This window comes from Chryseomicrobium aureum (genome assembly GCF_043182735.1).
Taxonomy (GTDB): Bacteria; Bacillota; Bacilli; order Bacillales_A; family Planococcaceae; genus Chryseomicrobium; species Chryseomicrobium aureum.
On record NZ_CP171117.1, the window covers coordinates 2,018,188 to 2,031,996 of the forward strand.

The following is a 13,809-nucleotide window of genomic DNA, read 5'->3' on the forward strand; positions in this document are numbered from 1 at the left end:
ACACCTACCGTTCAATTGCCGATTCATTTTTAATAAACCGGTTTAGTTCAGCCAGATAAGGGAGTCCCTCATTATCTCCTGACACAGTTGTAACTAGCGCTCCGGCACCATTTGCCACTCGGAGTCTTTCAGATGCGGGAAGATTTTGCATAGAGGCATAAATATAGGCTGCATCAAATCCGTCCCCTGCGCCGACTGTATCGATTGGTGTTACAGGAAATGCTTCTGCAGTTACCCATTTTCCTTCTGAATAAAGAAGTGAACCGTTTGCCCCGTCTTTGATCACGAAATCTTGAATATGGTGTTGGTCACTGAAAGTCGCTAAACTTCCTTGGTCACTGTAACCGAGCAATAATTCGATTTCATCTAATCCCGTCAAGACAATATCTATGTATGGCCATAAAAGTGTAAAAGCTTCTCTTGCTTCTTCAATCGTCCAAAGCTTTAAACGCAGATTTGGATCGAATGACACCGTCACTCCCCACTCTTTCGCAAGTTTTACAAGGTGTTGGATCAGTAGTACATTCTGTGGGTCGATCGCCATGAATACGCCTGAAATATGGAAGACGTCGATTCCTGCAAACAACTCTTTTGTAAACTGCTCTTTTGTGAAAGTCAGCACAGGTGAGTTCGTGCGGTAATAAAATGTCTTCCCAGAGCCGTCTTCACGAATCTCTTTGAAGTTCACGGATGTCGGATGACCTTCAACAAATTCCACATGCGACATCTGTACGCCTTCTCCTCGTGCAAAGTTGTAGATGACCCGGCCAAACTCATCATCGCCAAGCCTGCTGACCCAAGTGGTGTCCAGCCCAAGGCGTGCACAGCCGATAGCAAAGTTCAACTCTGCTCCGCCAACTTTTCGCTCAAATGTCGAAACGTAGCGAAGTGGCCCTGTCTCCTTTGGATTCATTGTAATCATTGCGTCCCCAATCGTGAGAACTTTCATTGTCTTTTGCATTTATATTCGCTCCATTTGAATGGATTCCCGTTTAATCAGCGTTGGCGAATAGCGTTTCGCGTCATACTCTTCTTTGAAGATCGGGTGTTTGATTAATTTTAGTAAGAACGTTGCTGCTTCTTTGCCCATTTCAAATGTGGGCTGTTTGACTACTGTGATGGAAGGTGTGAATGCATCAAGATACGGAGAATCATCGATTGTCACCACACGCAGATCTTCTGGTATTTGTAAGTTATTTTGTTTTGTAAACTTTAATAATTCGATAAGTGAAAGATCATTTCCTGTGAAAAACGCATCTGGAAAGTTTCCTGCTTCGAAAAGTGCAACGAGTTGATGCCGGATGTCTTCTCCCTTACCTTGGACAATCCATTGTTCATTGACTTCTAATCCATTCAACATCAAAGTGTGGCGATACCCTTCCAGTCGCTCCATCCGAGGAGTTACTTGAGGAAGAATGGTTGAACTGATAAAGCCGATTTTTTTGTTCCCAGCTTGGATCAACTGTGACACTGCCATGTCTGCTGCTGCATGGTTATCAAGCAGTAGTGTCGGATACAATGTCGGGTGAATCTTTCTATCCATAAAGACAATTGGAAAATTCATTTTTTTTAGCGAGCAGTACAAATCGATATTGCCACCTGTCGGTAAAATGATAAGACCATCGACTTGCTTTGCAAGAAGCATCTCGATATAGTCTTTTTCTTTTTCGGGATTGTCATCCGCGTTACATACAAATACATGCACATTGTGTTCTCCAGCAACATCTTCAATTGCACGGATAATTTCTGTAGAGAACGCATGTAAGATATTTGCAACAATGACGCCAATTGTAGATGTCTTTTTTTGTTTCAGGCTTTTGGCAATGAAGTTTGGAATGTAGCCCAGGTCTTTGATCGCTTGTTCGATACGCTCTCTTGTTTCGTGAGACATGTACTCAAAGCGATTGTTTATGTATTGGGAAACTGTACTTTTGGATACGCCTGCTTCTTTTGCTACATCCATCATTGTGATTTTCTTCATATGCGCCTTCCTCCAATTAGACTAAAACGATTTACTAAACCGGTTTAGTTACTTGCTTAATTGCTAGTATAAATGAAAGGGTTTTCATTTTGCAAGAGTTTTTTTAAAATTTGTTTTATTTAATTTAAAAGGTGACAGGCACCAAATGGGAGCTGTTCCCAAATGGTGCCTGTCACCCAGACTCGTCATAGAAGTGTCGACATCTTTTCCGACTTTCACGATTTGTCCTGCGATGTCAGAACCGGGTGTTCGCGGGAAGTGAACGCCTTCTGGACGCCATCCCGATTTCGAATCCGTTCCGTAGGCGCCTTCTCGCATCCAAATTTCGGTATTGTTGATTGCACAGGCCTTCACTTTAACGAGCACTTGATTGGCTTTCAGTTCGGGGATAGCGACTTCGACGAGCTCAAGTTTGTCGATGTCTCCGTAGCCGGTTACTTGGACAGCTTTCATGGGGGTCCCACCTTTCGATATTGTTGGAAGGTGACAGGCACCAAATGGAAGTTGATGGTAAAGGGTGACAGGCACCAAATGGGTTCTACTTCCAAATGGTGCCTGTCACCTTTTAAAACAACCGCAACTGACTCTTCTCCTTCTTCGCTTCCTCAACTGTTGAATAGCCAAGTGATTTGTACCCTTTCAAGCGCTTTTCGTACATCTTCAAGAACGCTTCATCTTTATGGTCTACATAATCGTATACTTCTACAGATTCCTTGCCTTCGTATGCTCGGTGGAGTCGGCCAACGTATTGCGCAAGTGTACCTTTCCAAGAAACTGGCATCGTTAAGAAAATAGTGTCTAAGCGCGGATGGTCAAAGCCTTCCCCAGCATATTTACCCGTAGCGAGAATGATACGTTCTTCGTGATCCGGTAGTTAATCAAGCTTTTCAAATTGCTGCTTAAGTTCTTTTTTACTCAGTGCACCTGTTAGAATAATGACATTTTTCGTAAAAGACTTTAGTTTTTCTTTTAGGATTTGAAGATGTTCAACTCGTTCTGTCAGAACTAGAGGATTTCGTTTTTGATCCAGCGCCTTCAGAATGTCATTGAAAATCATGTCGTTGCGGCCTTCATCGTGTACTAACTGTTCCAAAATATCCTTTCCTTCTACAGCCTTAAAGTTCGTCATTTTCGGATGAAGAATATGATGGAACTGACGGATGGTCGCTTGTTGTTTTGCATCGATTTTATATACTATCTGCCCACATTGCATGTACATTAAAGCGTGCAATTTATCTTTTCGCGTTGGTGTCGCGGTCAACCCGTGAACGTATGCACTTCGCTGTCTCTTTAAGATTTCTTCGAATGAATAGGCGGAAATATGATGACACTCGTCCACAATAATCTGGCCATATGGATATTCAAGCCCTCTCGTGCGAATGCTTTGAATGGTGGCAATATCGATTTGTCCCGTCGGCTTACTTTTCCCACCGCCAATTTGGCCAATTTCTTTACTCTCAATAGAAAGAAATGCTGTGAGTGCCGTCTTCCATTGTTCAATCAGCTGGTTACGATGCACTAAAATCAGAGTGCTCACTTTGCGTTCTGCGATAAGAGCTGCTGCTACAACCGTCTTTCCAAATCCAGTCGTTGCTGATAAAACGCCGCAGTTCACTTCTTTAAGGTGGTCAAGTGCTTCTTGCTGTTGCGGAAATAGGTTTGCGAGAAATTCTACTTCTAAGGGATTTCCGTATTCTCTCAAGTCTTTTACGGTCACTTGCATCTCGATTTCTTTTAGAATTTCATCCGCCTTTCCTCTTGGAAACACGAATGTAGTTGGACTTTCCATATACGCTTTGATACTTGAGGGAATTCGGTCTGTCGGTAATCGTTGGGACTTCGCTTTAAAGTACTCAGGATTGCTGATAGTGCATAGCGTCGTCAATTTCTCTGTGAGTGTCGGTGTTAGGAAATGCTTCGGAATATGTACTCCTTCGCGGAGGACTAGTTCTGTATTCTCTTGAATTATTTCCGGTTGATTTGTGGGAAGTTGTTGATTTAGTATGTTTTGGATTTGTTGTTGGGAATAGCAGGTGATTTGTTCTAGCTGCCGCCACTGGTTTTCAATGATTTGAAAGTACTTGTCTACAAAAACAGTTTTCCCCGTTTTGCGTTTTTCACCTTGTAAAGGAAGGGCAATGAGATTCCCAAGGCCATTTTCAGTTAGCACATCTTGAGTTGGAAACATTCTATCAAACGATGAAAGGGAAGTCTTCTGCCTTAGAAAAGCTGCTTCCTTAAGCAACTTGCCCCCTAACTTGCGAGCAAGTGTTGCTGGAACTCGTTCGGAAAAGAATAGCCAGATATGACAACCTTGTCCTGATTGAGAGATTTCAACTAAAGTATGTAATTGGTAATTCCTCGTTACTTGTATGAATGATATGACATCCTCTTTCCAGTCTTTCTTATCAAAATCAAACGCCAGAAAGAAACAACTGTTGTCTGGAAGCATCGGATAAATGCCGACTGTCAGTTTGCCTGAAAGATGGTCATAAAGCACATCTTTTGTTAGGGGTAAGAGCTGTCCCTTTGAACTCTTCGCCGGAGAATAGCCGGCTTTTCCAGCTCCAATCCAACGCAGGGCGAATACGTCTTGACGTCCTCTAAATAGTTTTTGATAGATAGCGAGACGTTGGGTGATGACCTCATGTTTGGACAGAGTGGTAGTGGACTCATGGCTGTTGATTTTAGTTACAGTATCGATAGACAACAAATTGTTTTGTTGTAAGATCTGCCTGTACTGTTCGAGTTGTAGTTTCAATTGTTTATTTTCTTTAAGAAGGGCTTGATACTTTTTTTCATAGTCCATTGTGTCACCTCGTGTCTGAGGATTTGTTGTGAATAGTATACCTTATGAGTTCGCAAAAGCCAGTACATAAAAGAGTTCATATTGAGCAGGAAATCTTGAAAGTGCAGCAGTAAATTATAAAAGTACAGCATAATATGAGGAAGTACCGCACATAGAGCTCAAAATCTCGTGGCTGTCTTCTTTTTGACCTTCTCGAAAAGGTGAGAGTGTGGCCTCAATTGGAAACGGTTGGAAAATGGTGCCGAAAATGGTGGCTGTCACCTTTTAATATTTTCTTACCTCCCCACCCACCTCCGCCAAAACCCACTTAACGGTTTCTCTCCGATAAAGTCCATAAAGATTTTTTTGTCGAGAATCAGCACTGTGTTGTCTTCTAGAATGCTCTCTGTTGGTAAATAGTTATTGATTTCTTCTCGCTCACGCTTTGTTTTCTTTCCTAATACCTCCGTGCGGACATAGATGGTATTGTCGTTTCGAACATCAAAGGCATCTCGGTTGCTGATAAAAAGTTCTCTCCAGATTTTTTTACCACGCTCGTTGTAATCATCGAAACGATGTTCTGAAAACCATTTTGGAATTTCAAGGTTGCATTCTGTATGATAGTCCCGGAAGATTTCACGTGCGACTTTTAAGTAGTCGTCAGGTGAATAGAACTCTTCGTCGTATTGGATTCGCTCAGATAAACGCAGTGTAAAATCTTGATACAAGGTGGAGTTGACCTTGCTCATTGTGTCACCTAACAATTTACTGGAAGCAGCCTGTTTTTGCTTATCAAAGGTGTTGTCAATTTGAAGATAATAGATACGTGAAACTACTTGGGCCGTCGCTTCAAAGTTTGTTGTGTTCGTCGTACAGATAAAGACAGGGTGCTTGCCCTCAAGATTGTTCGTGACATCTTTGATCAGTCGTTCTCCCTTATCTGCAGCTGTACTCGTGAAAAACTTTGAGTCTACCTCATCCACTACCACTGGACTGACGTTCGATGTATAGAACAAGTCGACAATCATATTTTTCTTACTGATTTGTTCATAGGACAAGTAAGAATTTGAGTTTCCAATTAAGAGATTGAGAAACTCCAGAGCGGAAGTTTTACCGGAACTTGTTCTACCAGCGAGCACTAAGAAGAGTGGGATGTTCCGTCTCACACTCCCTCGCCCCTCCTCTTGTACAAAGTGGTCTCTCACCTTCCACATATGGGAAGACATAAATGTATACAAGATGGCCTCAAAGATACGCATTTGTGTCTTATTCGAGCTTTGTATCGTAAAGGTGTTATACGCATCGATAAATTGGTGAATCAGGAGGAGCTGATTTTTAATCTCTTCAGGGGTTGCTCGATTTGAAAACAGAAACATAGTCTCTTCATCCGATTTTTTATAAAGCATATGATTGGATTCGTTATATTCAACAAACACTCGTGTATCTACTTCTTCTGTCTTTTTATTCAGGCGCGACAATTTACTTTTGATTGACTGTGTCTTCTTTTCTAGTTGAGCTTTGGGCAATAAGATGCGATTTCCTGTCTTTTTATCGAGTCTTGTCACGATTTCAATGATTTGCTTCACTTGTTCGACAGTTTCTTTTTGTGAGTGAGTTTTTTGAGCGGCCTCATTCAACTCTTCCATTTGTGCTTGTGTAAACTCTGCAGCAAACTTTCCAGAATAGATCTCTTCTTTCAACACTTCTGTTAACTGTTCGGAATCTGCGATATTAATCTTCTCTCCAAGAAGTGTCCTCTTGAACGCTTCTGGAACGAAATCAACGGTTTCTGAATAGATCTCATTGAACCGACTCTGATAGATATCAAAAAGTGGATTGTTATCCATCACTATCAGTTCTTCATATTGTTTTCGTTCAGTGAACGCTTGTTCCGTGAAGTTTGCGGAGCCAATCATCACTCGCGTATCTTCTTTGCCATCCAGCAAATAGATTTTCGAATGTATAGGGTCATTTCTTTTGGAATAGCGAATTTGGTACTTCTCTGTTTTGATTCGTTCTTGTATGGTTTCAGGAAGGCTTTGAACGAGCTGAATGCGTTCATCAATCGCTACTATCGATTGCAGACCAGCTGTAAATGCCCCTGCCACATGGCCATCTTCAATGCCGAACACCATGTGTACTTCATCGAATTCTTTTGTCATAGTGAAAACGAATTTGGGAGATGCGACAAATGAAACCACACGAAGTCTAGAGAACCTTGTAGCATCAAATAATTCTTTTGGTGTTGAGTCTTTTACAACACCATTATGAACGACATGCAAATACCGTGCTGCTTGTTCTTCATCAGTAGCAAATAAATTGATTTGTTCATCTGGTTGCATTCGGGCACCTCCGTTTTTAGCTTCATGGATACGAATTCTTTCACCGTAAAATTGTAGCCATAAATATTCCATCTCTTTAGCAGATATATTCAAGGTACATGTTATAAAATCCTTTATTTATAAGTTGTAAGTTGTAAATGTAGGAAAATTAAATGGAAGCGACTTCCAAAAGGTACCTGGACCCCACACAATTTCAACACACTTTATGATTATCCATTTTCGAACGAAGAAATGCGGGTTCCCAGTGCATGCCCAGTGAATAGTCATGAATGTCTGAATTGTGTTTGGGACAGGTACTTAAAAGTAACAGGCACCATTTGGATTCTACTTCCAAATGGTGCCTGTCACCTACAAATAACTTTGCTATACTAAGTAAAAACGTTGGGAGATTACAGAATGCTTAGAATGGAAAGTACAGAACACCATGTAGGGATAAGGTTGGCTGGGGATTATGACGAGCTAGAGCGACTCTATGAAGCGCTGCATGCTGTGGTGGGAACCGAATTTGAGTACGATGATTATGAGGCGAGTAGGCTCCGTGTGTTAGGGGTTTGTTACGACCTGCGCCATGCGATGATGGGCGATCGAGGGGCAGTGGCGCTCCCGAATGGGTATAGTCGCGACATCGGAAAATTTTTGAATAGGATTGGTCCGGATAAGAATATGTACTTTACATGTGAAATGCTGTGGCCGGAAGCGATCTTTATTATGTTAACTCTGGACGATTTTATTGATCTCTACGAAAGAAAGATGAAACCCCATGTTTGGGATTTGACGGTGATGACAGTTCGGTCGTTCCAAAGCGCTATTGCGAACTGTTTAGAAAAAACAGTTCCTGCAACTAAGTTCAACAACGCCAAACGGTATTTCAAGCCGTACGCACCAGGAAGATACAATCGATTCACGACCATGTATGTGGATGATTTGAATATCAGGCATTTAGAAATGACACCTGAGAAACGCGTCAATCAGTTGAGCATCCTTGTCAAACGACTAACAGATTTCCCTGACGAGTATTATCACTTGCACCATCAGGTTCTCGAGTCGGCTAGAAGACATAACTGTCACCCTACTGACTTGCGTTATAATCGCGAATATCCGGAAGATTGGGAGTGGTGAATCTAAAGGTATCCGGTATTCGTAAAAGCTGGAGGTGGAAGGAGTTCCCAAAAGGTACCTGGACCCCACACAATTTCAACACACTTTATGATTATCCATTTTCGAACGACAGAATGCGGGTTTGTGATGCATAGCGGATGAATAGTCACGAATGTCTGAATTGTGTTTGGGACAGGTACCTAGAAAACTAAAAATCCCTCACCGCGGCTTGGTGAGGGATTTGTTTAGGTAGTATTTTTGGTTCGGGCTTGTCGGTTTGTCCGGTAGTGTAAGATGCAGGACTTGTTTTTGTACGAGCGGCTTAGGACGTGTTCAAGGTATCTTTTCACACCTCCACTTCCCCACCCTCTTCCGCGACATTGGAGTCTGTGGCGACGGGCATGAGTGTGCGGTAGTGGATGGCGAATGCGATGGCTCGGTCGGACAGGTGGGCGAGGCCTTCGAGGTCAGAGATGGTGCGGGCGATGCGGATGAGTTTGAGCTGGGTGCGGTTGGACCATTTGTTGTCAAAACATGCCTGGTTGATGGTGTCGAGTTGGGTCTCGGTGGCGCGGCAGTTCTCGAGGACGAGTTTGGACGGGGCGTTGCCGTTCAGATAGCGTCCGTTGTAGCGTTCGTGCTGGATGATGCGGGCTCCGGTTGTACGGTCACGAATGGTTTTCGAGTCTTCGCCTGGCGCCTCTTCTTGGATGCCGGTACTCTTGAGGCCCATGATGAAATCGAGCCGGTCGTTCAGTGGACCGGATGCTTTCAGTTGGTAGTTGCGGACCTGGTTGGCGCTGCAACTGCAGTAGCGCTGACGGGAACCATGGTAGCCACACGGGCACGGATTGGTCGCAGAGATCAGGATGAAGCTTGCCGGATAGCGGACGGCCTGTTTGACACGGGAGATCTCGACTTCCCCGCTCTCCATCGGTTGCCGCAGCATATCGAGTGTCTTTCGGGAGAATTCACCGAGTTCATCAAGGAACAGTACGCCTCTATCTGCGAGTGAGATCTCGCCGGGTTTTGGGTAGGTGCCGCCTCCGATCAAGGACATGGCGGATGCGGAATGGTGCGGGTGTCTGTAGGGCGGTCGCTTGGAGATCGGTCTGTGGTGTTTGGCGAGAAGATAGGTGTTGTGTACATCGAGCACTTCTTGATCGGTGAGGTCTGGCAGAATCGTATGGAACGCATCTGCGAGCATCGTCTTGCCACATCCAGGGGGACCGGTGAACAGCACGTGATGACCGCCGGCCGCTGCGATCTCGAGTACTTTTTTCGCTTCAGAGTGGCCGCGGATCGCTGAAAAATCGACGGAATGGGTCTCGTCCTCTGTCATTTCCGGGAGCGGTTCGGTCTCGGTCAGACGCATGATCGGTTGGCCCTCAAGGTACTGGAGGGTCTGGCTGATCGTCTCGAGTTCGACCAGTTCGATGTCATCTTTCGGTAGTAACGCATAGTTGGGTCCAGCGGGTACGAGTATGCGGGTGAAGCCTAGCTTTCGTGCTTGGTTGATGCATGGGAGTAGTCCGTGGAAGGGCATCAGGTCGCCATAGAGGTTGATGGATGCGAGCACGCATGTCTCTTTGCCGATACGGAGTGGGCGTTTCTTCATCCGATCGATGACAGCGAGTGCCATGGCGAGGTCGAATCCGGTGCCTTGTTTTTGGCGGTCGGACGGGAACAGCTGTATGGTGACCTTGGTCGATGACAGGTTGAGACTCAATGCATTCAGGGCGCTGGATACGCGTTCGCGGGATTCTTTCAAGATGGCGTCTGGCAGGCCGACGATGACGAGGTTCTCTTTTTCTTCGCGGATCCGTGCTTCGATGGTGACGATGTGGCCTTGGGATCCTTCGAGGCCGACTGAGTAGATGGCACGCATGGGCGTTCCTCCTTGAGGGTGGCTGTTTTGGAAAGTGTAGCACATGGAGTGATGGCTGCCTATTGCTGGGAAGTGCAGTGCTGCTTATAACGCAGTTTTGGGAAAATGAAGTTTTCCTGGAATGGAAAACAATTCACAGCGCGTACTAGACATGGCAATAGTCTTTAAATTTTGTATGGACTGGATACAAATAGATAGTTGTCATAGTACGAGTTTTTACAGCAAAAACTTCTTAGGAATTGTGAGTTTTGGGGATTTGGTATAAATCGGAGTTTTCGTGTTCGGTTTTTGGTAGAGTGCAAATGCTACACTTATCTTCCAGCAAACAAAAATTTTTATTCGTGACCGCTCGCACACAATTTCAGTTTGCGCGTGTTTTAGACGTCAAAATGAAATTTTCATAGCGGTTTTTGCTGTCTTCCTGCTTCAAATCTAAGTTTTCACGTCCTGCGCGCAATTCTCAGGTGTGCTACAGTCGCAGTATGCTGACGAGAGGAGTGGTGGGATGCCACGGAAGAAGAGAGACTACAACCCAAATAGTTTTTATCATTGCATTTTACGGGGGAACAACCGGCACAATGTGTACCCGACGGATGAGGATATGCATGAGTTGCTGAGGGCGTTCGAGCTTGCCTATGACCGGTATCCGTTCCAGGTCGTCGCGTTCTGTTTTATGTCGAACCATTATCATGTATTGATCCGTTCTGCTGGAGATGACCTTGCGAACATCATGCGGATCACTAATAAGCGCTATAGCGATTCCTATCATGACCGGTACGGGTTCACTGGCCGCATCTATCAGGGGCGATATTGGGCGAATGAGGTGCCGACCGTTCAAGGGCTGCTCGAAGTCAGTGCGTATATCCACCGAAACCCGATTGAGACTGAGGTGCCGATGGTCGAATCCCTTGAGGACTATCCCTACAGCAGCTTCCCCTATTATGCCTTCTCAGATCTCATTCCCCCGCGTTTTCTTGACACGACCTACCTCCCGAACTTGCTCCCCTATCCTTTTGCTCCGAACAAAGAAGGGTATTTGGCGTTTGTCTTGCACCGGACGTTCTTTGCGATCGAGGACGGGCGGTACAAGGAAGAGGTGCATTCGCAGGCACTTGTTCCCTTCAAGGCTTTGGTGTTGCGCGACAGGAGGATCCGTGGCATGCGGACGATGGTGCCGGAAGATGAAAAAGGACAGCCCGTGGTGGACTGTCCTGAATGATGACTTTTAATGGTTGAGCTTTAAAAATAGGGATGGACTCTGTTTTGAAAAGGAATCTGGTATCCGCAGAAACTAGAGATGGAAACGACTCCCAAAAGGTACCTGGACCCCACACAACTTCAACACTATTTACTTCCCAAAAGGTACCTGGACCCCACACAACTTCAACACAATTTATTTTTATCCAGTTTTTAACATAGGAATGCGGGTTCTTTTTGCATATCTCATGAATAATCTTGATTGTCCGAATTGTTTTTGGGACAGGTACCTATTTTAAAAGGTACCTGGTACCCACACAACTTCAACACAATTTATGTTTATCCAGTTTTTAACACAGGAATGCGGGTTCTTTTTGCATATCTCATGAATAATCTTGATTGTCCGAATTGTTTTTGGGACAGGTACCTATTTTAAGCTTTAAAAATAGGGATGGACTCTGTTTTGAAAAGGAATCTGGTATCCGCAGAAACTAGAGATGGAAACGACTCCCAAAAGGTACCTGGACCCCACACAACTTCAACACAATTTATGTTTATCCAGTTTTCAACACAGGAATGCGGGTTAATTCTGTATATTCAATGAATAATCTTCATTGTCCGAATTGTTTTTGGGACAGGTACCTATTTTAATTGTCCGAATTGTTTTTGGGACAGGTACCTATTTAATTTTTAAACTTAACACGTTTATGATGGCACGCTACTCTGCTTATATTTATTCAGTATGAAGTAACAATTGATCTAAATCGATTATTTTAATTTTCTTTTTCGGTAACTGTTTAATCAATCCAAGTTCTTCTAGAGTCGTAAATTTACGGCTGATTGTTTCTGGTGTGGTACCAAGATACGAGGCTAAATCCTTTTTGGACATTGGTAAGATAATCGTTGGACTATTGCCACTTCCCTTTTCAATATTCTCAGCTAAAAAGGATATAATGCGGGTTTCTACATTTTCAATCGCTACTTGTGTGGTTTGTTTTTCAGAATCCTTTAAACGCATCGTTACTTCTGACAGTATTTTTAATGAGATCTGCGGATATTCCACCAAATACTTCTGTAAATCACCTCGTTTAATTAAACAAATAGATGTATTTTGTAGTGCTTCTGCATAATTCTCATGAATACTTCCAGGTTGGAAAATGGCGACTTCACCTGTAAAATCACCAGGATTTAAAATGCGAACAAGTTGTTCTTTTCCAGAATCCGATAAGCGGTAAATCCGAGCCTTACCTGAATTGATAATATATAAGGAATCATCTTCCTCATCTGCACGGAATAACATTTCCCCTTTTTTAAGATGAAGTGTCTTGGCAGATTCCGCAATCAAATCCATTTGTGAGTCTTCCAAATGGTTGAAAATGGGAACAATACGAATACATTCTGCATGTCCATGTTGGTGATGACAACATTGGTTTTGTTCCAAAATAACCTCTCCCTTTTATAAAAAGCCTAAGAGGGCATCCTAGGCTTCCTTTCTATTCACTCGATTAAGCAGGTTTTACCTTTGATTTGACAACAGGATATCCTAAGTCTTCAATTGCCTTTTCGATATCGTTAATAGCGACTGCTTCTGAATCAAAATCTACTTTTACTTTACTTGCATTGAACATTACTTTCAAGCTATCTTGATTCACACCGTTTATTCCTTTCACCGCATTTTCAATCTTTTGGAGACAAGATGGGCAAGATAAGGTTTCTAATTGAATCGTTGCTTTTTGCATAAATCATTTCCCCCTTCATTTTTTAAAGACCGTAAACCAATCTATTCTTTTGTTTTTGAGTTACTTTAAGCCTGATATGCTTTATCTACTTCTGATAACATCTCGAATGTGCCTGCATACGTTTCACATACATCTCCAGGAATGGTGTAGTTGTCTGTGATTTTTCGTAATTGAGCAAATTCAGCATCTAAGTCAGGTTTGTTCGTACCTGCGTCTTTTACTTTTCCACTAATTGTTTCAAACAATTCACGTACTTCAAAGGCTTCTGGGTGATTCTTACCATGGGCCCGTGTAATTGCAGTGGTGTATAAATCCAGCTTTTCAAAATGGTTTGTTATTACTTCGTTAAATGTTTGTTCAGACATTATTCGTTCCCTCTTTCTTGTGGTTTTTTGGTCTTAGGCCGATTTTACTTTTGATTTGACGACTGGATATCCTAAGTCTTCAATGGCTTTTTCGATATCGTTAATGGTGATCGTTTCTGAATCAAAATCTACTTTTACTTTACTGGCATTAAATAATACTTTTAAGCTATCATGATTAACCCCGTTTAATCCTTTCACCGCATTTTCAATCTTTTGCATACAAGATGGACAAGATAATGTTTCTAATTGAATAACTGCTTTTTGTATGAATTATTTCTCCTTTCATCTTATCTTTGATTTTTTTGTTTTCCCTCTTCTTCTTTACAATTTAAGTATAGTTCAGGTTCAACGAAATGAATTTGATGCAAATCAAGTTTTAAGAAAAAGTAGGGGAGTATTTTGTTCTTTCTA

13 protein-coding genes are annotated in these 13,809 nt (G+C 43.0%); 2 read left to right on the forward strand and 11 right to left on the reverse strand.

Annotated features, from left to right (window positions below):
• Positions 1–4: 4 nt before the first annotated feature.
• The 6 genes from ACF3OH_RS10570 to ACF3OH_RS10595 form a co-directional block, all read right to left on the reverse strand.
• On the reverse strand, positions 5–961 hold the full coding sequence (locus tag ACF3OH_RS10570) for a sugar kinase (RefSeq protein ID WP_392454585.1): 957 nt from the start codon (positions 959–961) through the stop codon (positions 5–7).
• Positions 962–1,981, reverse strand: a complete 1,020-nt coding sequence (locus ACF3OH_RS10575; RefSeq protein WP_392454587.1) for a LacI family DNA-binding transcriptional regulator — start codon at positions 1,979–1,981, stop codon at positions 962–964.
• A gap of 84 nt (positions 1,982–2,065) precedes the next feature.
• Positions 2,066–2,434 (reverse strand): alcohol dehydrogenase catalytic domain-containing protein, encoded by a 369-nt coding sequence (locus ACF3OH_RS10580; protein WP_392454589.1) that lies wholly within the window; start codon positions 2,432–2,434, stop codon positions 2,066–2,068.
• A gap of 112 nt (positions 2,435–2,546) precedes the next feature.
• Positions 2,547–2,762: a helicase gene (locus tag ACF3OH_RS10585; protein WP_392454591.1), complete on the reverse strand. Its 216-nt coding sequence runs from the start codon at positions 2,760–2,762 to the stop codon at positions 2,547–2,549.
• A 93-nt stretch (positions 2,763–2,855) separates the two neighbouring features.
• The gene (locus ACF3OH_RS10590; RefSeq protein ID WP_392454593.1) at positions 2,856–4,790 is read right to left on the reverse strand and encodes a DEAD/DEAH box helicase family protein; all 1,935 of its coding nucleotides are present in this window, start codon (positions 4,788–4,790) and stop codon (positions 2,856–2,858) included.
• Positions 4,791–5,065: 275 nt separating this feature from the next.
• Entirely contained in the window at positions 5,066–7,111 is a 2,046-nt protein-coding gene (locus tag ACF3OH_RS10595; RefSeq protein ID WP_392454595.1) for a phospholipase D family protein, read from the reverse strand.
• Positions 7,112–7,507: 396 nt separating this feature from the next.
• Here ACF3OH_RS10595 and ACF3OH_RS10600 point away from each other — a divergent pair, with 396 nt between their 5' ends.
• Positions 7,508–8,230 (forward strand): DUF6904 family protein, encoded by a 723-nt coding sequence (locus ACF3OH_RS10600; protein WP_392454597.1) that lies wholly within the window; start codon positions 7,508–7,510, stop codon positions 8,228–8,230.
• Positions 8,231–8,555: 325 nt separating this feature from the next.
• Here the strand turns inward: ACF3OH_RS10600 and ACF3OH_RS10605 are convergent, their stop codons facing one another.
• Complete coding sequence (locus tag ACF3OH_RS10605) at positions 8,556–10,097, reverse strand: YifB family Mg chelatase-like AAA ATPase (RefSeq protein ID WP_392454599.1); 1,542 nt, start codon at positions 10,095–10,097, stop codon at positions 8,556–8,558.
• A 505-nt stretch (positions 10,098–10,602) separates the two neighbouring features.
• On the opposite strand from ACF3OH_RS10605, the gene ACF3OH_RS10610 reads away from it, so the two are divergent.
• Positions 10,603–11,316 (forward strand): transposase, encoded by a 714-nt coding sequence (locus ACF3OH_RS10610; protein WP_392454600.1) that lies wholly within the window; start codon positions 10,603–10,605, stop codon positions 11,314–11,316.
• Between the two features lie 711 nt (positions 11,317–12,027).
• Here ACF3OH_RS10610 and ACF3OH_RS10615 read toward each other — a convergent pair.
• From ACF3OH_RS10615 to ACF3OH_RS10630, 4 genes are all read right to left on the reverse strand, one after another.
• Complete coding sequence (locus ACF3OH_RS10615; protein WP_392454602.1) at positions 12,028–12,735, reverse strand: Crp/Fnr family transcriptional regulator; 708 nt, start codon at positions 12,733–12,735, stop codon at positions 12,028–12,030.
• A gap of 64 nt (positions 12,736–12,799) precedes the next feature.
• Positions 12,800–13,033, reverse strand: a complete 234-nt coding sequence (locus ACF3OH_RS10620) for a heavy-metal-associated domain-containing protein (protein ID WP_026907428.1) — start codon at positions 13,031–13,033, stop codon at positions 12,800–12,802.
• A 65-nt stretch (positions 13,034–13,098) separates the two neighbouring features.
• Positions 13,099–13,398 carry a hypothetical protein gene (locus ACF3OH_RS10625; protein ID WP_026907429.1) on the reverse strand — a complete coding sequence of 100 codons (300 nt, stop codon included), beginning with the start codon at positions 13,396–13,398 and terminating at the stop codon, positions 13,099–13,101.
• A 33-nt stretch (positions 13,399–13,431) separates the two neighbouring features.
• A complete protein-coding gene (locus tag ACF3OH_RS10630) occupies positions 13,432–13,665 on the reverse strand; it encodes a heavy-metal-associated domain-containing protein (protein ID WP_029333960.1) in 234 nt (77 codons plus the stop codon).
• Between the last annotated feature and the right edge of the window lie 144 nt (positions 13,666–13,809).

Excerpts from the sequence above, each read along its gene's own strand:
- ACF3OH_RS10570 (WP_392454585.1), bottom strand. The coding sequence starts at position 961 with ATGCAAAAGACAATGAAAGTTCTCACGATTGGGGACGCAATGATTACA.
- ACF3OH_RS10575 (WP_392454587.1), bottom strand. The coding sequence starts at position 1,981 with ATGAAGAAAATCACAATGATGGATGTAGCAAAAGAAGCAGGCGTATCC.
- ACF3OH_RS10580 (WP_392454589.1), bottom strand. The coding sequence starts at position 2,434 with ATGAAAGCTGTCCAAGTAACCGGCTACGGAGACATCGACAAACTTGAG.
- ACF3OH_RS10585 (WP_392454591.1), bottom strand. The coding sequence starts at position 2,762 with ATGCCAGTTTCTTGGAAAGGTACACTTGCGCAATACGTTGGCCGACTC.
- ACF3OH_RS10590 (WP_392454593.1), bottom strand. The coding sequence starts at position 4,790 with ATGGACTATGAAAAAAAGTATCAAGCCCTTCTTAAAGAAAATAAACAA.
- ACF3OH_RS10595 (WP_392454595.1), bottom strand. The coding sequence starts at position 7,111 with ATGCAACCAGATGAACAAATCAATTTATTTGCTACTGATGAAGAACAA.
- ACF3OH_RS10600 (WP_392454597.1), top strand. The coding sequence starts at position 7,508 with ATGCTTAGAATGGAAAGTACAGAACACCATGTAGGGATAAGGTTGGCT.
- ACF3OH_RS10605 (WP_392454599.1), bottom strand. The coding sequence starts at position 10,097 with ATGCGTGCCATCTACTCAGTCGGCCTCGAAGGATCCCAAGGCCACATC.
- ACF3OH_RS10610 (WP_392454600.1), top strand. The coding sequence starts at position 10,603 with ATGCCACGGAAGAAGAGAGACTACAACCCAAATAGTTTTTATCATTGC.
- ACF3OH_RS10620 (WP_026907428.1), bottom strand. The coding sequence starts at position 13,033 with ATGCAAAAAGCAACGATTCAATTAGAAACCTTATCTTGCCCATCTTGT.
- ACF3OH_RS10625 (WP_026907429.1), bottom strand. The coding sequence starts at position 13,398 with ATGTCTGAACAAACATTTAACGAAGTAATAACAAACCATTTTGAAAAG.